Raw genomic sequence first — 19,783 nt, 5'->3', positions numbered from 1 at the left:
GCTCCGTTCAGGCCTGCGGCCGTTTGGCGATGCCCAGGGTCTTGGCGAGGATGCCCAGCATGACCTCGTCGGCGCCACCGCCGATGGAGCCCAGGCGGCCGTCGCGGTACAGGCGCGAGACCTTGTTCTCCCAAGTGAAGCCCATGCCGCCCCAGAACTGCAGACAGCCATCGGGGATGAGTCGGTTCAGCCGCCCGGCCTTGAGCTTGGCCATGCTGGCGAGCTCGGTCACGTCCTGGCCCTGCACGTACAGCTCGCAGGCGCGGTAGGTCAGCGCGCGCAGGCACTCCAGCTCGGTCTTCATCTCGGCCAGCTTGAACTGCACCCACTGCTGGTCGGCCAGCGTGCCGCCAAACAAGCGCCGCTCCTGGGCCCAGCCGATGGTGGCACTCAAGCAGTTGTCCAGCGACTGCAGGCAGCTCGCGGCGGCCCACAGGCGCTCTTCCTGGAACTGCTGCATCTGGTAGATGAAGCCCTGGCCCTCGGCGCCGATGCGGTTGCGCTGGGGCACGCGCACCTCGTCAAAGTACAGCAGGCCGGTGTCGCTGCTGTTCATGCCGATCTTCTTGATCTTGCGCGCCACCTCGATGCCCCGGGTCAGCTGGCCCCGGGGCCCGTCGCGCAGCGGCACCATGACCAGGCTCTTGTTCTTGTGCACCGGGCCTTCGCCGGTGTTGACCAGCATGCACATCCAGTCGGCCTGCAGGCTGTTGGTGATCCACATCTTCTGGCCGCTGATGACGTAGTCGTCACCGTCCTTGCGCGCCACGCTCTTGATGCCGGCCACGTCGCTGCCGGCACCGGGCTCGGACACGCCGATGCACCCCACCTGGTCGCCCGCGATGGCCGGGGCCAGGAACTCACGCCGCAAGGCGTCGCTGCCAAACCGCGCCAGCGCCGGGGTGCACATGTCGGTCTGCACGCCGATGGCCATGGGCACACCGCCGCAGTCGATGTGGCCCAGGGTCTCGGCCATCGCCAGGCCATAGCTGTAGTCGAGACCGGCGCCGCCATAGGCCTCGGGCTTGGTCAGGCCCAGCAGGCCCAGCTGGCCCATCTTCTTGAACACCTCGTGCGCGGGGAACATCTCGGCCTCTTCCCACTCGTCCACATGGGGGTTGATCTCGGCGTCGATGAAGCGCTTCAGGGTGTTCTGGATCTCACGGTGCTCATGGGTGAATTGCATGGTCGTCTGTCTCCGTTTTTGTCATGAGGGATCCGGGGGCGGCCGCGGGCGCTACATGCGCGCCACCCCAAAGGACAGGGGGCGCAGGCGGCGCGCTTCGGCGTCGGCGCACAGGGCCAGGCACTGGGCCAGCACGGCGCGGCTGTCGCGCGGGTCGATCACGCCGTCATCGAGCAGCAGGCCGCTGGTGTGGAAGGCATCGGCCTGCGACTCGAACAGCGCCACGGTCTGCTCGAACTGGGCCTGGGCGCGCACCGGGTCGGGCGCCAGGCCTTTGCGCGCCAGCGCCGCCTCGGCCACGATCTGCATGGTGCGCGCGGCCTGCTCGCCGCCCATGACCGCGGTGCGCGCGTTGGGCCAGCTGAACAGGAAGCGCGGCGCATAACCGCGCCCGCACATGCCGTAGTTGCCAGCGCCGAAGCTGGCCCCGCATTGCAGCGTGATCTGCGGCACCGTGGCGTTGCTGACGGCCTGGATCATCTTGCTGCCATGCTTGATCATGCCGCCCTGCTCGCTGTCCTTGCCGACCATGAAGCCGGTGGTGTTCTGCAGGTAGATCAGCGGGTGACCGAGCTGGCACATCCATTGGATGAAGTGCGTGGCCTTGTTGGCGCCCGCCACATCGATCGGGCCGTTGTTGCTGATCAGACCGACCGGTCGGCCCTCGATGCGGGCCTGAGCGCAGACGGTGGCCGCGCCATACAGCGGCTTGAACTGCAGCAGCTCGGAGCCATCGACCAGGCGCAGCATCAGCTCGCGCATGTCCACGGGCTGGCGCAGGTCGTCCGACATCAGGCCCAGCAAGTCATCGGCCGGGTAGCGCGGTTCGGCAAAGGCCGGCGGCGCCTCGGGTGGGGCCCAGCCCAGCTGGGCCACCACCTCGCGGGCCAGGGCCAGCGCCTCGCGGTCGTCCTCGGCCAGGTGCTCACCGAGGCCCGAGACCTGGGTGTGCATCTCGGCGCCGCCCAGTTCTTCTTCGGTGGCGATCTCGCCGGTGGCGGCCTGCAGCAGCGGCGGCCCCGCCAGGAAGGCGCGCGAGCGCCCGCGCACCATGATCACCACGTCGCTCAGGCCCGGCATGTAGGCGCCGCCCGCCGTGCCCGAGCCATGCTGCACGGTGATCACCGGGACACCTGCCGCCGACAAGCGTGCCAGGTTGCGGAACAGGCTGCCGCCGTGCACAAAGCCCTCGACGCGGTAGCGCATCAGGTTGGCGCCCGCGCTTTCAACCAGGTGCAGGAAGGGCAGCTTGTTTTGCAGCGCGATCTCCTGCGCCCGCAGGATTTTTTCCAGCCCCATGGGCTGGATGGCGCCGGCCTCGATGCCCGAGTCGCTGGCCACCACCATGCAGCGCACGCCCGACACCCAGCCGATGCCCGCGATCATGCCGCCACCCGGCACCGAACGCGCCAGCTCGGGCGTGTCCTGCCCATAACCGGCCAGCGTGGCCAGCGGCAGCCACGGCCGGCCCGGGTCCAGCAGCAGGGCCACACGCTGGCGCGGCAGCAGCTGGCCGCGCTTGTCGAACACCGCCTGAGAGCGGGCCGACGCTGCCGCGGCCCGGTCCTCGAGCGCACGCAGCGCGGCGATGCGCTCCAGCAAGGCCGCACGGCGTTGCAAGGCCTGGGGGGAGGCCGGGTTCCAGCAGGATTCAAAGTGGCTCATGGTGGGGTCCGGATCGGGTCGGGTCGGCGGGCAGCGGTGGGGGCTGAATGGGGCTCAGGTCCTGCGGGCGTCACGGCGCCTCGGCGAACACGCGCGGCGTCTGGGCACGGTGAAAGCCGTCAAACGGGCGCACCGCAGGGCGTTGCTGCACCGCCGCGCTGGGGCGCTGCATTGGCCAGCCCAGCCGCGCCTGGGGCCGCGCGCCATCGACGCGCAAGGTGCTGCCACTGATGAAGCTGGCCGCCGGGCTGAGCAAGAAGACGATCGCCGCCGACACCTCGGCCTCGTTGCCAAACCGCCCCTGGGGCACGGTGTGGCGCATGGCACGCAACAGGTCGGCAGCCTCGGGCGGGTAGTGGTCCATGCCGCTGGAGGCGATGTAGCCCGGCGCCACGGCGTTGACGCGCACGCCCTGGCAGGCCCATTCGAGCGCCGCCGTCTCGGTGAAGCTGACCATGCCGGCGCGCGCCGCGCCGCTGTGGCCCATGCCCGGCATGCTGCCCCACATGTCAGCCACGATGTTGACGATGGCGCCGCCGTGCCCGGCCAGGTGCTGGCGGTAGCACTCGCGCGCCACCAGAAAACCGCCGGTGAGGTTGGTGTGCAGCACCGCTTCCCAGCCCTTGGCCGAGAGGCTTTCGAGCGGCGCCAGGTACTGGCCGCCGGCGTTGTTGACCAGGCCGTCGAGGCGGCCGTGCTCGGCCAGCAGCGCGCCGACCGCCGCGGCCACCGCCTCCTCGCGCCGGATGTCGGCCACCAGGGTGCTGGCCCGGCCGCCATCGGCCTCGATCTCGGCGCGCACGGCGGCCAGTTTGTCGGGGTTGCGCCCCAGCAGGACCACGCGGGCGCCGAGCCGTGCGAGCTCGTGCGCGCAGCAGCGGCCAATGCCCGAGCCCCCGCCGGTGACCAGGATCACCTGGTCGTCAAACAGGCCCGGCGCAAAGGCCGATCGGTAGGCGGTGGCATGGCTCATGGGGTCTCCCGGATGAACAGGGCGAGCGCCTGCTCGGTGAGTTGGTCCAGGCTCAGGCCCCGCTTGGGGTCGAACCACTGCACCGACCAGTTCAGTGCACCAAAGATGAACAGGCGCGCCACCGCGGGCTCGGCCAGCAGCACGCGCTGGTCGGCCAGGGCTTGCAGCACCGGCATCCAGGCGCCTTCGTAGGCGTCCTTGACGCGCGCGATGCCCTTGCGCTGGGCCGGGCTCAGCGAGCGCCATTCGTACAGCATCACCGGGATGAAATCGCTGTTGGGGCCCAACAGGATCTCAAAGTGGTGCCGCACCAGCACCCGCAGGCGCTCCCGCGGCGTGGCCTGCGCCGGCAACAGGGCCAGGGCGTTCGACTGGCTGTGGGCGGCCATGACCATGCCTTCGTCCATGACCGCGTAGAGCAAGGCGCTCTTGCTCTCGAAGTGGTAGAAGGGCGAGCCGCTGTGCATGCCCGCGGCGGCCGCGATGTCGCGCGTGCTGGCGGCGTCAAAGCCCTTGCTGCGGAACAGGCGGGCCGCGCCCTCGATCAGCTTGCGGCGGCGGTTGCCGTCGTCCAGCTCCTCTGCGGTTTTGCGTGGGCGGCCCCGCGGGCGGCGGGGCTCGATCGCTGAGCCGGGGAGCGCCGGGGGGACGGTGGTGTCGGCGACGGCCTCTGGCAGCCCCGTGGCGGGGCTGGCGGGCGCGGAGTCGGTGGGAGGGGCAGGGGCGCGTGGCGCGCGCGGCGCCCGCTTTGCGGCCGCGTGATCGGCGGCGGGCTCATTGACAGGGGAGGACGCCGCTCGGCGGCTGCGTCGGACAGGTTTTTCCATGTCCGGCAGGTTAGCAAATCAATTTATTTTTAGCAAGCGATTGCTTTGCATAAATAAAGCCATGGGAGGCGGCCCCACCGCGCCCACCCCGCCCTGCCCGTTGGCGCGCGGTCGGCTCAGCCCTCGGCCCCCCGCGGCGCGGTCACCGCGCCCAGGGGCTGGCGCAGGGTCAGCACGGTTTGCTGCAGCACGCGCGCGTCGGCACTGGCGCGGTGCCGGTGCAGGCGCAGGCGCGCAGCCACCTCGGCCCGGGTCTGGTCCCAGAGCGCGAGCTGGCTGTCGTTGAGCAGGCCTTGCAGGTTGGCCAGCCGAAAGCTGGGGCTGCGCTCGGCCGCGTCGTAGAGGCGGGCGATCCAGGCGTAGTCGTGGGCCCAGCAGTCGGTGTAGACGGTCTGGCCGCGCAGGCGCTGGTTCAGCAACTGCGCCACGTCCGCGCAACTGCGGCCATGCCGCAGCAGGCTGTCGCGCTGGATGCGGTGCACCGCGGCCGCCCCCAGGTCCCAGTGCAGCCACTCGGGCTCGGGCCGCACCAGACTGCACCAGGATTCACCATCGGCCAGCACAAAGCCGACCTCAATGGGGTAACTGCCCCGGCCGAAGCCCGAGGCCTCGATGTCGATCACCACGGGCACCGTGATCCCGTTTTCTGCCAGCACTGCGTCAGCTTGCATGCCGCGCTCCTCCCTGTTGTTGGTTTGTCAGCCTGTGCAGGACCGACAGGGGGCTGTTAGCAACTTTGGGGCCGGGTCCGGGTGACACCCGCTCAGGGCTGGAAGCCCGACTGGCGCACCACCGGGGCCCATTGGGCCTGGAAGGCACTCAACATGCGGCGCGTGGCGTCGGGGCCACTGCTGACCGGCACCATGTCGGCGGCGGCAAAGCGGGCCTGCATCGCCTTGTCGGCCATCACCTCGGTGATGGCCTGGGCGATGCGGCGCGCGCGCTCGGCGGGCAGTTGGCTGGGCGCGTAGAGCACGTTCCAGCCCTCGGCCGACAGCTTGAGGCCCACATCGCGGAAGGTCGGCACGCCGGGCAGGGACGCCGCGCGTTGCTCGCTCGACACCGCCAGGATGCGCAGTTTGCCCGACTTGTGCAGCGGCTCCAGGGTGTCCAGCGTGTCAACCGCGATCGGCACATGGCCGCCCATGAGGTCGTTGAGCAAGGGGGCCGATCCGCGGTAGCCCACCACCGGCATCTTCAGGCCCAGTTGCTCGCTGAGCATCAGCACAAAGAAATGCGGCAGGCTGCCCGTGGCCGGTACGCCCGCCGAGACCTGCGCCTGGTTGACCTGCATCCAGGCCCGCAGGTGGCTGAACTCGCGCACCGGCACGCCAGCGCCGACCGCCACGCCGAAAGCGTAGCGCGTGACCTGCGACAGCGGCTGGTAGTCGCGCTCGGGGTCGTAGCCGTTGTCCTTGAACACCAGGGGCGCCACCACCATGGTGGCCGGGTTGGCCAGCAGGATCTGGTTCTGACCCGAAGTGTCGCGGTGCAGTTGCTGCGCGGCCAGGCGTCCGCCCGCGCCGACGCGGTTCTCGACGATCACCGGCACGCCCAGGCGCTGCGACAGGGCGTCGGTGATCAGGCGCGCGGCGCGGTCTGACGAGCCCCCGGGCGGGTACGGCACCACGATCTTCAGGGCACCGCCTTCGAGCGGGGCCTGGGCCTGGGCGGCCCCCAACCAGGCGCTGGCGCCGAAGGCCCCCAGGGCCTGCAAGGCGCGGCGGCGCGGTGAATGAACAGGGGCCTGCAGCTCAGAGGCGCGTTCGCCCAGCGGGCGAGGGAAAAGGGAAGGCATGAAATCTCCGTCGGAAACAGGTCAGCCAATGACCTGCTGACGCGACTTTAAGCGCTCCACAAGGGGGCTTCAACCGGTTAGACCCGCCCATTTCACAGTTCAAAGCCGGTCCACAGCAACATGCCCTCGAGCAGATCCCGCACCAAACCCGCGGGGCGCGGGTGGTGGGCCGTGGCCTGGGCTCGCTGCTGGTCGAACCAGGCCTGGAAGCGTTGCACCGCCTCGCCGGGCTCAAAAGCCAGCATCAGCTCGTAATTCAGGAACAGGCTGCGGCTGTCCAGGTTGGCCGAACCCGCCAGCGCCAGCACGTCGTCCACGATGACCAGCTTGGCGTGCAGCATGCCGGGCCAGAACCAGACCCGCCCACCGGCCTGCACCAGCGCCCGCAGGGCGCGGTTGCGGGCCAGGTCGGACAGGCCGTGGTTGGAGCGCGCGGGCAGCAGCAGGTCCACCACCACGCCGCGCCGTGCCGCCAGGCACAGCGCCATCAGCAGCGCCGGGTCGGGCACGAAGTACGGTGTGGCCAGCGACAGGCGCGCATTGGCGCGGTGGGTCGCCGTGAGCAACAGCGCGTACACGGTGTCGTCGGCCTGGTCGGGGCCCGAGGCAGCCCATTGGGCCTGCGGCAGTGGCGCCGCGCCCGGGTCGGCGAGCGACGCTGGCAAGGGACTGGCGGGGCGGGCCTGGCCACCGGCAAAGGCCCAGTCGTGCTCGAACAGGTCGCTGGCCTGCTGCACCAGCGGGCCGCGCAGGTCGTAACTGAGGTCGCACCAGACCGGCACGCCGGGCTGGCCTTCAAAGTACTCGGCGGCCAGGTTGCGGCCGCCGCACCACAGGCGGGCGTGGGGCTGGCCGGCGTCCACCAGCACCAGCTTGCGGTGGTTGCGCAGGTTGGTGCGGCCACGCAGGGGCGAGTGCAGCGGGGGCACAAACAGCAGGCATTGGGCGCCGGCATCGGTCAGGCGCTGCAGCTTGGGCCGCCCTGCCATGAGGCTGCCCAGTCCATCGAGCAGCAGGCGCACCTGGACCCCGGCGCGGGCCTGGGCGCACAGCGCGTCCATCAGCTCGGTGCCCAGCACGTCGTCCTTGAGGATGAAGGTGGCGATCTCGATGCGCTGCCGGGCGCTGAAGACCGCGGCCATCAGCGCCGCTCGGGCGGCGCAGCCGTCCTCGTGCACCTGCAGGTCGCGGTAGGCCGCGGGCACCGGCTGCCCCAGCGCGCACAGGGTGCGGGTGACCCAGGCCTCGCCCCCCGGGGCCGGCAGCGCCAGGGGCACGGCGTGCACCGCCGGGCGCGGGCGCTTGCGCGAGCCAAACGTCAGGTAGGCGGGCAGCGCCACATAGGGCATCAGCAGGATGAAAAACACCCAGGCGATGGCCGCGGCCGGCTGCCGACGCTGGCGCGTCACATGCGAGGTGATGACGTAGACCAGCAGCGCCAGCACCGTGACCAGACCGTGCAGGGTCCACCAGTCAAAAGGGGTCAGCGTGAAAAGCATGGCGCCAGTATGGGGCAGCCCCCGCCTTGGCCGCCAGGGTCACATCAGGCAGTAGTCAAGCGGTACCAACGGCGGCGGCAGCTCGGTGTCGCCCAGCGACTCGAGCAGGTTGATCTCGATATGCCGGCACAGCGCGTCCAGGGGCAGGTCGTTGGGCAGCAGGCCAAACGGCTCCTCGATTTCATCGCCCAACGCATCGAGGCCGAAGAAGGTGTAGGCCACGATGGCCACCACCAGCGGGGTCATGAAGCCCAGGGTATCGACCAGACCAAAGGGCAAAAGAAAGCAATAAGCGTAGGCCGTGCGGTGCAGAAGCAGGGTGTAGGAGAACGGCACCGGGGTGCTTTTGATGCGCTCGCACGAGGCGGCCGCCGCCGTCAGGGCCGACAGGGTGTGGTCGATCTGCACCGCCATCTGCGCGTCCACGCGGCCCTCGCGCTGGCAGGCGGCAAGGTCGGCCCCCATGCGCATCATCAGGGCCTGGGGCAGGTGGAGGCTGCGGGCCACGGCGGCCCATTCGCCCTCGGGCAGCCAGGCCTGCACCGCGGCCGTGTCCCGGCTGTCGCGCAGCAGCAGTCGCAGCGCGTGGCAAAACGCGGCGGCACGCCGCACCATGTGAACCCGGCGGTCGGTCGGGTGGGTGGGGGTTGTCAGGGCGGAGGGCTCGGCGGCAGCGCCGACGCCGGCCTGCGGTGGCGCGATGTGGCACAGGCACTGGCGCGCCAGGTTGCGGCTGCGCAGCAGCAGTTCGCCCCACAGCTTGCGCGCCTCCCAGTAGCGGTCGTAGGCGGCGGTGTTGCGAAAGCCCAGAAAGATCGCCAGCGGCAAACCGATCAGGGTGAAGGGGATCGCCGTCAGCGTGATTTTGGTGTGGAACAGCGCCCCGTGGCTGAGCGTGACCACGGTGGCCAGCGCGATGTTGAAGAGCAGCACACGGCTGATGCGCGGCAGGATGGAGCCCCGCATCAGCCAGAACAGCTTCAGCCCGCTGGGGCGGTCGCGCACGATCATGGGGTGCCCCTGGCGCGGCGCCCGGGCGTGCGGGTGGGCGTCACATGTGGCCGGTTTCGAGGAAGCGGGTGTGCCAACTCAGGGCCTCGGTCAGCAAGTGGGGCGTGTGCAGGCCCGGGGCGCCGCGCGCGGCGCGGTCCAGGTAGTCCTGCAGTTGGGGCCGGAAGCTGGGGTGGGCGCAGCGCTCGACGATCAGCTTGGCGCGCTGCGTGGGGGCCAGGCCCCGCAGGTCGGCCAGGCCTTGTTCGGTGACGATGACCTGCACATCGTGCTCGGTGTGGTCCACATGCGAGACCATGGGCACGATGCACGAGATGGCGCCGCCCTTGGCCACCGAGGGCGTGACAAAGAAGGACAGGTAGCCGTTGCGCGCAAAGTCGCCCGAACCGCCAATGCCGTTCATGATGCTCGAGCCCATGATGTGGGTGGAGTTGACGTTGCCGTAGAGGTCGGCCTCGATCATCGCGTTCATGGCGATCACGCCCAGCCGGCGCACCAGCTCGGGGTGGTTGCTGATCTCCTGCGGGCGCAGCACGATGCGCTGGCGGTAGAAGTCGATGTTGGCGTTGAACTCGGCGGTGGCCGCCGGGCTCAGCGACAGCGCGGTGGCCGAGGCAAAACTCAGCTTGCCCGAGCGCAGCATCTCCAGCATGCCGTCCTGCAGCACCTCGGTGAATGCGGTGAGGTTCTCAAACGGCCCCTGGTTGAGCCCGCTGAGCACCGCATTGGCCACATTGCCCACGCCCGATTGCAGGGGCAGCAGCTCAGGGGGCAGGCGACCGGCCTTCACCTCGTGCTGCAGAAACTCCATGATGTGGCCCGCGATCTGATCGGACACTTCATCGGGCGCAGCAAACACCGAGTTGCGGTCGGCCTGGCAGGTGCGCACCACGGCCACCACCTTGCGGGGGTCGCAGCGCAGGTAGGGCTCGCCGATGCGGTCGCTGGTGTGCAGCATCGGGATCGGCTTGCGGTGCGGCGGTATCTCGGTGCCGTAATAGATGTCGTGCATGCCTTCGAGGCCCAGGCTTTGCTGCTCGTTGACCTCGATGATGATCTTGTCGGCCTGGTCCAGCCAGGTCTTGTTGTTGCCCACTGAGGTCGATGGCACCAGGCGCCCGTCTGGCAGGATGGCCACCACCTCGACCACCGCCACATCGAGCTTGCCCAAGAAGCCGAACCATGCGAACTGCGCCACATGCGACAGGTGCAGGTCGGTGTAGTGCATCTTGCCGGCGTTGATGAGCTGGCGGCAGGTGGGGTCGGACTGGTAGGGCAGGCGCATCTCGATGCCATCGGCCTTGGCCAGGGCACCGTCCAGCTCGGGGGCGGTCGAGGCGCCAGTCCACAGCCCGATGCGCGCCGCGGTGTCGCCCGCCGCATGCAGCGCGGCCAGGCGGTCGGCCAGGGCCTGGGGCACGGCCTTGGGGTAGCCCGCCCCGGTGAAGCCGCTCATGCCCACGTTGGCGCCGACCGGGATCAGGGCGGCAGCGGCTTCGGCGCTCATCACCTTGGCCAGGAGTTCGGGGCTGCGAATGCGGTCGGTCGGGCTCATGCGATCAGGTCTCCAGTCGGGGTTCTGGCGTCTGGGGTGGCGCCAGCGCCCGAAAGTCTAGCAGCAGATTGTGACAAGCAAGGGTTTACCCAGGTATTTTTTGGAATGTCATTCCATTTTTACAAATCAAGCCGCCACGGATACCCAGGCTTCACACTCAGCGACCCCTGCCACCGCACAATCAGGCGGCCAAGCCTTCCCCGCCCCTCCAGCCCCTTCAGCCCCGACCACCGCCCCAACCCTGCCAGCCTCCCATGACACCCCTGCCCTGCTCCCCCTGGTCCACCCGGCTCGCTGCGGCCCTGCTGCTGGCGGCCAGCGCCCTGGCCCCCGCGGCCCACGCCGCCGGCGCGGCGGCCCCCAACGCGGCCCCCGCCCCCCTGCAAACCGTGGCCCGGCTCGAACTGCCGCGCTACCTGGGCACCTGGTATGAGATTGCCAAGTACCCCAACCGCTTCCAGCAAAAGTGCGTCGCCGACACCCGCGCCGACTACCAGATGCGCGCCGATGGCCAGGTGCGGGTGCTCAACCAGTGCCGCCGCGCCGATGGCAGCACCGACAGCGCCGAGGGCGCGGCCCGCCTGGTGGGTGGCACCGACTCGCCCCGCCTGCAAGTGCGATTTGCGCCGGCCTGGCTGGGCTGGCTGCCCGCCGTGTGGGGTGACTACTGGGTGATCGACCTCGAACCGGCCTACCAGCTGGTGGCGGTGAGCGAACCGCAACGCGAGTTTCTGTGGGTGCTGTCACGCCAGCCGCAGGTTGATCCGCAGGCCTACCAGGCGCTGCTGCAGCGCCTGATCGCCCAGGGCTTTGACCCGGCGCGCCTGCAATGGACACCGCACGGCGACACCCCGGTCACGCGCCCCGGCACCCCCTGAGCGGCGCCGCCCAGGCACCAGCGCCAGGGGCTGTCAACCGGGCCGTGCGGGGCCCCTGTTGAAACGAACCTTGAAACTTGAACCCATGCGGGCCGCGGCCAGGCCGCGGGCTCAGGCCCACAGCGGCTCGGCCTCGGGGCTCGGTGCTGTGGCGGACTGCGGCGGCGCGGACGGCCCCGCACCCGGCGTGCCCCCCCAGGCCGCGCCCGGCACTTGGGCGGTCGCGGGGATCGGCGCCGTGACGGGCAGCTGCTGGAGCCAGGCCTCGACCACGCGCGGGTCGTTGACGGTGCGCAACTGCTGGTAGGCGGCCTCGGCCTCGGGGTGGCTGCGGCGCAGGTAGTTGAGCCACTGCTTGAGGCGGCCCGGTCGCGAGCGCGGCTCGATGTGCGACAGGTTGAGGTGCCAGAAGTAATGCAGCAGGGGCAGCAGGTCGGCCCAGGTCGGCACCCGGCCAGCGGCATCGCCCTGGTCGGCCAGGATCGCCAGCGCCAGGCCGGGTTGCGCCACCATGCCCCGCCCCAGCATCAGGTCGTGGCAGCCGGATTCGGCGCGGCAACGGCGCGCGTCCTCGACCGACCAGATCTCGCCATTGGCCACCACCGGGATGCGCACCACGGCGCGCACGTCGGCAATGCGCGCCCAGTAGGCCGGCGGCTTGTAGCCCTGGGCCTTGGTGCGGCCGTGCACCACCAGCTCGTCGGCACCGCCTTCGGCGATGGCGCGGGCGCAGTCTTCGGCCCGCTGATCGTCGTTGAAGCCCAGGCGCATCTTGGCCGACACCGGCATCGAAGCCGGCACCGCACGGCGCACCGTGGCCACGATGCGGTGCAGCAACTCGGGCTCTTGCAACAGCGCGGCGCCGCCGCCATGGCGGTTCACCACCTTGGCCGGGCAACCAAAGTTGAGGTCAATGCCCGCCGGCCCCAGCGAGGCCAGGCGCACCGCGTTGTCGGCCAGGCACTGCGGGTCAGACCCCAACAGCTGCGCGCGCACCGGCACCCCGGCGGGCGTGCGGCCGCCGTGGCGCAGTTCGGGCACGATGCGCAAGAAGGTGCGCTCGGGCAGCACGGTGTCGGTGACCCGGATGAACTCCGACACGCAGCGGTCGATGCCCCCGACCCGGGTCAGCACGTCGCGCAGCACGAAATCCAGCAGGCCTTCCATGGGTGCCAGCAATATGGCCATGGCAGTTCAGGGGTGAGGCATGAAACGAAAGGCGTGATTCTCGCCGATGCGCGCGCCACGGCGCTGGCGGGGCCCGGCACCGGCCTGCGCCCCTCGCCGCCACTCGCCGCCCCATGTCGAGCCGTGGGGCCGTGGCGCCCGGCAACCGGCGCACGCGCGGCGGGTTTGAGACAATCCCCCGGTCCGGTCGCGTTCGCGGCCGCCAGCCACCAACCGGGTCTTGAATGTCCAGCTCCCCCTCCCCCGCCGCCCCCGGCGCCCAGACCCCTGCCCACCAGGCCGCCCCCGCCGGGGTCAGCGCCCCGACGGCGCCGGCCACCGCCCCGTTCACGGCGCTCGGCCTGCTGCCGGCCCTCGCCCAGGCCGCCCTGAGCCACGGCTACGACCAGCCCTCGCCCGTGCAGGCGCTGGCCATTCCGCAGGTGCTGGCGGGCCGCGACCTGCGCGTCTGCGCCCAAACCGGCTCGGGCAAGACCGCCGCCTACGCCCTGCCCCTGTTGCAGCAACTGCTGCCCGTGCTCAATGCACCGCGCGCGGCGCGCGAGCGCCGCGCCACGCGGGTGCTGATCCTGGTGCCCACACGCGAACTGGCCCAGCAGGTGGGTGAATTCCTGTACCTGCTGGCGCGCCGCTGCGCCGACCCGCTGCGCCTGGCCGTGCTGTATGGCGGGGTGTCGATCAACCCGCAAATGCTGGCGTTGCGCGGCGGGGCCGAGGTGGTGGTGGCCACACCGGGCCGCTTGCTCGACCTGGTCGACCAACGCGCCCTGCAACTCGACCAGGTGGCCCACCTGGTGCTGGACGAGGCCGACCGCCTGCTCGACCTGGGCTTTGCCGACGAACTGCAGCGCGTGCTGGCCCTGCTGCCCCAGCGCCGCCAGAACCTGCTGTTCTCGGCCACCTTCCCGGCCGCGCTGGACGCGCTGATCGCGGGTTTGCTGCACGAGCCCATCGACCTCGCCCTGAGCCCGACCGAGCAGGCCGCCCCCGACATCGTGCAGCGCGCCATCGTCGTGGACGAAGCACGCCGCACCCAGCTGCTGCGCCACCTGATCGAAACCGAAGGCTGGACCCAGGTGCTGGTGTTCGTGGCCACGCGCTACGCCACCGAAGCCGTGGCGCTGAAGCTGCAACGCGCCGGCCTGCACGCGGCCTCGCTGCATGGCGAGCTGAGCCAGGGCAAGCGCAGCGAGGTGCTGCAGGCCTTCAAGGACCGCAGCGCGCGCGTGCTGATCACCACCGACCTGGCCGCGCGCGGCATCGACATCGTGCGCCTGCCCGTGGTGGTCAACTACGACCTGCCGCGCGCCGCCGCCGACTACACCCACCGCATTGGCCGCACCGGCCGCGCCGGGGCTTCGGGCCTGGCGGTGAGCTTGGTCACGGCGGCGCAGGAGTCGCACTTCCGCCTGATTGAAAAGCGCCAGCAACAGCGCGTGCCGCGCGAGCAGGTGGACGGCTTTGAGCCCACCGAAGTCGCCACGCCCGAACAGGCCACCGGTGGCATCAAGGGCGCGCGCAAAAGCAAAAAAGACAAATTGCGCGAAGCCGCGGCGCAAGCCACCGCCCGCCCGCGTTGAGCCCGAACCCGCCGCCCCACGCCCCGTCAACCATGAACGCCCCCGACGACCTGCCTTTCTCGCCCGCCGCCGAGCGCAACCAGGGCCCCATCCTGGCCCAGTTGCAGGCCGTGCTGCCGCCCCAGGGCCACGCGCTCGAGATCGCCAGCGGCACCGGCCAGCACGCGCTGCACTTTGCCGCGGGCCTGCCCGGCTGGCACTGGCAAATGAGCGACCCCGACCCGCAGGCCCTGAGCACCTTGCAGGCCCGCCGCGCACGCGCCGACGCCGCCCTGCAAGCCCGCCTGGGCCCGCCGCGTGCCCTCGACGTGCACCAGCCCGACTGGCTGCCCCCGGGGCAAGGCGTGGACCTGGTGTTTTGCGCCAACCTGCTGCACATCGCCCCCTGGTCCAGCTGCGCCGCGCTGATGCAGGGTGCCGCCCGGGTGCTGCGGCCGGCCGGCGTGCTCATCACCTACGGCCCCTATGTGGTGGCCGACCAGCCCACCGCGCCCAGCAACCTGGCGTTTGACGCCGACCTGAAGGCGCGCAACCCGGCCTGGGGCCTGCGCGCCCTGGACGCGGTGGCCGCCGAGGCCCAGGCTGCAGGCCTGCAACTTCAGGCGCGCCACGCGCTGCCGGCCAACAACCTGCTGTTGGTCTGGGGGCGCCAGCCTGCCGGGCCCATTCCGACCTGACCTGACATGATCTGATGTGACATGGGCTGCCCCTGGGGCCGGGTCAGGCCGGGGCCGCCAGGTGGCGCAGCGGGCCTCAGCCCTCGAACTGCGGGTTGAGCTGCCGGATGCGGTTCATGGCCATGGCGGCCGCCGCGGTGCGGGTTTCCACGCCGAGCTTGGCGAACACCCGCTCCAGGTGCTTCTTGATGGTGGCCGGGCTGGCGCCCAGGATGTCGGCGATGTCGCGGTTGATCTTGCCCTTGACCACCCAGTACAGCACCTCGGCCTCGCGGGCGGTGAGCTTGAACGAGAAGCTCATGGCCTCGATCACCGCCTCGTCCGACACCTCCTGCATGACGATCAGCCAGTCGCCGCCGCCTTCGCTATCGCCGGTCTGCTGGTGCAGGCGAAAGGTGATGCGGCGCGAGCCCTGGTCAAAGCTCAGGCGCGGGGGCTCGATCGCCGCCTGGGCCTCGGCCAGGTGGCGACGCAACCAGTCCACCACGGGCGCCGGGGTGACCGGGGCGCTGGTGCCGAAGTAGCGCATCAGCAGGTCGCGCGCCAACGCGGTCTGCCACATCAGGCGGCCATCGCTGACGCGCACCGTGATGCTGGCATAGCCAAAGGCATCGAGCGCATTGCGGGCCTGACCGGCCTGGCGGGCCTCCTGGCGCGCGCGGCGGGCGCCTTGCAGGTGCACATTCATGCGCGCCAGCACCTCCTTGGGCTTGATGGGCTTGGTGACGTAGTCGACCCCACCGCTCTCCAGCGCCGCCACCAGGTGCTCGGTCTCGGTCAGCCCCGTCATGAAGATGATGGGGATGTGCGCGGTCAGCGGCTCGGCCTTGAGGCGGCGCGCCACCTCGAACCCGTCCATGCCGGGCATCATCGCGTCCAACAGCACCACGTCGGGCAGGGCCTGCTGGGCGCGCTGCAAGGCGGCCTCGCCCGAGGTGGCCACCAGCACCGTGTAGCCCGATTCGTCCAGCGCGTCGTGCAGCACCGCGAGGTTGTCCGGCACGTCGTCGACCACCAGCACCACATCGCTGTTGGCTCGGTCCAGGGTCTGATCGATGGGGGTGGGCATCATGGCTTGGGGGGCTCGGTGGGAACAGGCGATTGTCGCGCGATCTCCTCGGCCAGGCGCTCGAACTGGAACTGCCGCGCCAGCGTGCGCCAGGGCTCGACCCAGCCCGCGCCGTCGGGCTCGTGGCGCTCGATGTCGGCCAGGCCGTTCATCACGCCGCGGTAGTAGCCCAGGTTGACCGCCTCCAGCAAGGTCTTGAGTCGCGCCGCCGAGGGCCAGCTCGGCGTGGCGCCGCCCTGGGCGGCCGGGCCCGCAGCGGGGGCAACAGGGTCACCCGCCGCCGATGGGGCGGCGCGGCCTGCCAGCAGCGCCTCGACCGCTGCCGGGCGCTGGGGCGGCGGCGGGGTGGGGGCCGCGCCGGCGTCGGCCCGCTGCCAGACCAGGCCCAGGCGGCGCTCCAGCCAGTCGAGCAGTTCGCTGTGCCGCACCGGCTTGACCAGAAAGTCCTCGCTGCCGATGCCCACGTCGTTGTCCAGGCCCTTGTCAAAGGCGTTGGCCGACACGATGGCCACCCGCGCCTGGGTGTGGCCCGCGGCGCGCAGGCGGCGCACGGTTTCCCAGCCATCGATGCCGGGCATGGCCAGGTCCATGAACACGGCATCCGGCTGGTAGCCGGCGGCCAGCAGGTCCAGCGCGTCGTGGCCACTGGCGGCGGTGCGCAGCTCAAAGCCCAGCGGCTGCAGCAACTGCACCAGCAGCTCGCGGTCGGGTTCCTCGTTGTCCACCACCAGCAGGCGGCGGCGCGGGCCTTCGTACCCGCTGCGCGGCGCCTGCACCGGGGCCTGGGTGGCGGGGCCCGCGAGGCTGTGGGCCGGCACCTCGGGCAGGAACAGGCGGACCCGGAACACCGAGCCCTGGCCCGGCGTGCTGTCCACCGACAGCTCGCCCCCCATCAGGTCGGTCAGCATCTTGGCAATCGTCAGCCCCAGGCCCGCGCCCCCCGAACCGGCACTGGCGGTGTTGCCGCGCGCAAAGGGCTCGAAGATCTGCTGCAGCTCGGCCGCGCTCATGCCGGGGCCGGTGTCCTCGATCTCCAGCGTGGCCATTTCGCGCTGGTGCCGCACCCGGAAGGTGACCTGGCCCCGGGTGGTGAACTTGATCGCATTGCCCAGCAGGTTGATGAGGATCTGTCGCAGCCGCTTCTCGTCGGCGCGCACGGCCTCGGGCAGCTCGCCCAGCGGCTCGAACTGGAAGCGCAGGCCCTTGGCGGCGGCCTGCAGGTCGAACAGCGCCGCCACGTCGTTGACGCAGTCGGCAAAGCGCATCGGTCGCACCTCCAGCGTCATCTTGCCGGACTCGATGCGCGCGATGTCCAGCGTGCCCTCGATCAGGCCCAGCAGGTGCTCGCCACCGCGCCGGATCACGTTGACGGCCTGCTTGCGGTGCGGGGGCACGCCCGCGTCCTCGCCCATCAGCTGGGCATAGCCCAGGATGCTGTTGAGCGGGGTGCGCAGCTCGTGGCTGATGGCGCTGATGTAGCGGCTCTTGGCCTGGTTGGCCTGGTCGGCCTGCTGGCGCGCGCGCTCGGCCACCTGGCGCGCGGTCTGCAGGGCCTCGTCGGTCTGGCGGTGCAGCTCGATTTCGCGCATCAACAGGCGGGTCTGGCGGTTCGACTCCTCTTGCGCCACCTGGCGGCTCTTGTGCGCCAGCACCAGCCACCAGGCCACGATGCCGGCGATCACCAACATCGTCATGTAGGCCTTGAGGAAGCCCGAACGCAACGCGTCCTGCCCCATCGACAGGCCGGGCACCAGCTCGCTCAGGGTGCGCAGCTCCTGGTGGTAGAGCAAGCCAAACACCGTGGCCAGCACCGGCACGATGATCAGCGCCAGCAGCAGAAAATGGCTCAGACCGGTGTCCAGGTAAGGCCAGATGCCGCGCGGCAGCACCCAGCGCAGCGCCGCCGACCACTGCGAGGACAGGCTCGCATGCGGTTTGCACAGGTCGCCGCAGCGCGCGTCCAGCGTGCAGCACAGCGAACAGATCGGGCCCCGGTAGGCCGGGCAATGCGCCATGTCGGGGGCCTCGTACTCGCGCTCGCAGATCACGCAGCGGCGCAGCGCGCTGCCCAGGTACGCCGCCTGCGCCGGGTCGGCGGTGGCCGCGGCGGCAGCGGCAGGCACGGGAGCGCTCTCAGGCTCGGGTTGGCGGGCGATGTAATAGCGCCCGCCCGTGGCCCAGGCCAGGAAAGGCGAGGTGAGCAAGGCCGTGCCCAGCGCGATCAGCGCCGAAAACGCCTGCGGTGTGGGCCCGAACAGCCCCAGGTGGGCCGAAATCGACAGCGCCGAGGCCAGCGCCATGGCCCCCACCCCGACCGGGTTGATGTCGTACAGGTGGGCGCGCTTGAACTCGATGCCCGGCGGCGACAGGCCCAGCGGCTTGTTGATCACCAGGTCGGCCACCACGGTCATCATCCAGGCAATGGCGATGTTCGAGTACAGCCCCAGCACATCGCCGAGCGCCTCAAACACGTTCATCTCCATCAGCATGAAGGCGATCAAGGTGTTGAACACCACCCACACCACGCGCCCCGGGTGGCTGTGGGTGACACGCGAAAAGAAGTTGGACCAGGCCAGCGAACCCGCATAGGCGTTGGTCACATTGATCTTGAGCTGGGACAGCACGACAAAGAAGGCCGTGGCCGCCACCGCCCAGCTGTAGCGCGGGAAGACATATTCATACGCCGCCAAGTACATCTGGTTGGGGTCGACCGCGCGGTCGGCCGGCACCATGTGGGTGATGGCCAGGTAGGCCAGCAAGGCGCCGCCCAGCATCTTGGCCACCCCCAGCACCACCCAGCCCGGGCCCCCGGCCAGCACGCCGGCCCACCAGCGCCAGCGGCGCGCCGGGTCGGGGCGGGGCATGAAGCGCAGGTAATCGGCCTGCTCGCCCATCTGCGTGATCAGCGCAATGCCCACGGTCGACGCCGCACCAAAAAGATGCAAATCAAAGCCCGCCCGGTTGCCTGAATCCCCGCCGTAGTGCGTGATGCCCGCGAATGCACCAGGATCGTGCCAGACCACAAAGCCGTAGGGCACGACCAGCATCAGCAGCCACAGCGGCTGGGTCCAGACCTGCAGGCGGCTGATGACCGAAACCCCGTGCGTCACCAGCGGTATCACCACCAGCGCGCAAATCAGGTAGCCCCAGGCCGGCGGGATGCCAAAGCCCAGCTCCAGCGCGTAGGCCATCACCGCGGCCTCCAGCGCAAAGAAAATGAAGGTGAACGAGGCGTAGATCAGCGACGTCAGGGTCGAGCCGATGTAGCCAAAACCGGCGCCGCGGGTCAGCAGGTCCATGTCCACGCCGTAGCGCGCGGCATACACACTGATGGGCAGCCCGGCCAGAAAAATCACCATCCCGGTCGCCAAAATGGCCCAAAACGCATTCAAAAAACCGTATTGCACCAGCAAGGTGGCGCCCACCGCCTCCAGGATCAGGAACGAGGCCGCGCCAAACGCGGTGTTGGCGACGCGGAACACCGACCAGCGCCGAAAGCGCTGCGGCGCAAAGCGCAGCGCATAGTCCTCCAGCGTCTCGCTGGCCACCCAGCTGTTGTAGTCGCGGCGGATCTTGACCACCTGCTGGGGCGCGGACTCGGGCAAGGCGCCCGCATCGCCCCCCTCGGGCGGGGCTGGAACAAGGGGGGGCAAGGCCCTCATGGCTGGGACACTCCGTGGCTGAACTCAGGTGAATCGGGCCCGCCTGGCGGCAGGGCAGCCCCCACGAGGCGGGGGTCGCACCGCTTCGGTGCAGCATTCGTGCCAAACGCCCAGCCCCGGGGGGCGGGCTTGGGTTGGGCCCATCAACCCTAAACTGGCCATTCTTTTTTCAGCAGCTGGGGAACTTCTGTTGCGCCAGCAGACACAATAAGTAA

General features: G+C 70.4%; 15 protein-coding genes. 3 read left to right on the top strand and 12 right to left on the bottom strand.

Annotated features, from left to right (window positions below; all coding sequences use genetic code 11):
• Positions 1-7 precede the first annotated feature (7 nt).
• The 9 genes from PSQ40_RS15350 to PSQ40_RS15310 all read right to left on the bottom strand — a co-directional run bounded on the left by PSQ40_RS15350 (position 8) and on the right by PSQ40_RS15310 (position 10,514).
• The gene (locus PSQ40_RS15350) at positions 8-1,186 is read right to left on the bottom strand and encodes an acyl-CoA dehydrogenase family protein (RefSeq protein ID WP_273952643.1); all 1,179 of its coding nucleotides are present in this window, start codon (positions 1,184-1,186) and stop codon (positions 8-10) included.
• Positions 1,187-1,237: 51 nt separating this feature from the next.
• Positions 1,238-2,851, bottom strand: coding sequence for an acyl-CoA carboxylase subunit beta (locus PSQ40_RS15345; protein ID WP_273952642.1), 1,614 nt, complete (start codon positions 2,849-2,851; stop codon positions 1,238-1,240).
• Positions 2,852-2,921: 70 nt separating this feature from the next.
• On the bottom strand, positions 2,922-3,824 hold the full coding sequence (locus PSQ40_RS15340; protein ID WP_273952640.1) for an SDR family oxidoreductase: 903 nt from the start codon (positions 3,822-3,824) through the stop codon (positions 2,922-2,924).
• Positions 3,821-4,651, bottom strand: a complete 831-nt coding sequence (locus tag PSQ40_RS15335; protein ID WP_273952637.1) for a TetR/AcrR family transcriptional regulator — start codon at positions 4,649-4,651, stop codon at positions 3,821-3,823. Before PSQ40_RS15335 ends, PSQ40_RS15340 begins: the two co-directional genes overlap by 4 nt.
• Before the next feature lie 116 nt (positions 4,652-4,767).
• A complete protein-coding gene (locus PSQ40_RS15330) occupies positions 4,768-5,322 on the bottom strand; it encodes a 3'-5' exonuclease (RefSeq protein WP_273952636.1) in 555 nt (184 codons plus the stop codon).
• Between the two features lie 92 nt (positions 5,323-5,414).
• Complete coding sequence (locus PSQ40_RS15325; protein WP_273952634.1) at positions 5,415-6,449, bottom strand: tripartite tricarboxylate transporter substrate-binding protein; 1,035 nt, start codon at positions 6,447-6,449, stop codon at positions 5,415-5,417.
• Positions 6,450-6,541: 92 nt separating this feature from the next.
• Positions 6,542-7,948, bottom strand: a complete 1,407-nt coding sequence (locus tag PSQ40_RS15320; protein ID WP_273952632.1) for a phospholipase D-like domain-containing protein — start codon at positions 7,946-7,948, stop codon at positions 6,542-6,544.
• A gap of 39 nt (positions 7,949-7,987) precedes the next feature.
• On the bottom strand, positions 7,988-8,959 hold the full coding sequence (locus PSQ40_RS15315; protein ID WP_273952631.1) for a bestrophin family protein: 972 nt from the start codon (positions 8,957-8,959) through the stop codon (positions 7,988-7,990).
• A gap of 40 nt (positions 8,960-8,999) precedes the next feature.
• Positions 9,000-10,514, bottom strand: coding sequence for an acetyl-CoA hydrolase/transferase family protein (locus PSQ40_RS15310; RefSeq protein ID WP_273952629.1), 1,515 nt, complete (start codon positions 10,512-10,514; stop codon positions 9,000-9,002).
• Positions 10,515-10,768: 254 nt separating this feature from the next.
• On the opposite strand from PSQ40_RS15310, the gene PSQ40_RS15305 reads away from it, so the two are divergent.
• Positions 10,769-11,392, top strand: a complete 624-nt coding sequence (locus PSQ40_RS15305; RefSeq protein ID WP_273952626.1) for a lipocalin family protein — start codon at positions 10,769-10,771, stop codon at positions 11,390-11,392.
• 111 nt (positions 11,393-11,503) lie between these two features.
• Here the strand turns inward: PSQ40_RS15305 and PSQ40_RS15300 are convergent, their stop codons facing one another.
• Positions 11,504-12,580 (bottom strand): tRNA dihydrouridine synthase, encoded by a 1,077-nt coding sequence (locus tag PSQ40_RS15300; RefSeq protein WP_273952625.1) that lies wholly within the window; start codon positions 12,578-12,580, stop codon positions 11,504-11,506.
• Between the two features lie 224 nt (positions 12,581-12,804).
• On the opposite strand from PSQ40_RS15300, the gene PSQ40_RS15295 reads away from it, so the two are divergent.
• Both PSQ40_RS15295 and PSQ40_RS15290 read left to right on the top strand, forming a co-directional pair.
• Complete coding sequence (locus PSQ40_RS15295; protein WP_273952623.1) at positions 12,805-14,160, top strand: DEAD/DEAH box helicase; 1,356 nt, start codon at positions 12,805-12,807, stop codon at positions 14,158-14,160.
• A gap of 32 nt (positions 14,161-14,192) precedes the next feature.
• Positions 14,193-14,837: a DUF938 domain-containing protein gene (locus tag PSQ40_RS15290; RefSeq protein ID WP_273952620.1), complete on the top strand. Its 645-nt coding sequence runs from the start codon at positions 14,193-14,195 to the stop codon at positions 14,835-14,837.
• A gap of 76 nt (positions 14,838-14,913) precedes the next feature.
• On the opposite strand, the gene PSQ40_RS15285 is transcribed toward PSQ40_RS15290, so the two are convergent.
• Together PSQ40_RS15285 and PSQ40_RS15280 are read right to left on the bottom strand one after the other, a co-directional pair.
• Positions 14,914-15,909 (bottom strand): response regulator transcription factor, encoded by a 996-nt coding sequence (locus PSQ40_RS15285; protein WP_273952617.1) that lies wholly within the window; start codon positions 15,907-15,909, stop codon positions 14,914-14,916.
• Positions 15,906-19,568: an ATP-binding protein gene (locus PSQ40_RS15280; protein ID WP_273952615.1), complete on the bottom strand. Its 3,663-nt coding sequence runs from the start codon at positions 19,566-19,568 to the stop codon at positions 15,906-15,908. The genes PSQ40_RS15285 and PSQ40_RS15280 overlap by 4 nt, the downstream gene beginning before the upstream one ends.
• Between the last annotated feature and the right edge of the window lie 215 nt (positions 19,569-19,783).

Source organism: Curvibacter cyanobacteriorum, from assembly GCF_028649475.1.
In the GTDB taxonomy this organism is placed as follows: Bacteria; Pseudomonadota; Gammaproteobacteria; order Burkholderiales; family Burkholderiaceae_C; genus Curvibacter; species Curvibacter cyanobacteriorum.
Note: the sequence above shows the minus strand (reverse complement) of the source record. Positions and strands in the feature narration are given on the sequence as shown.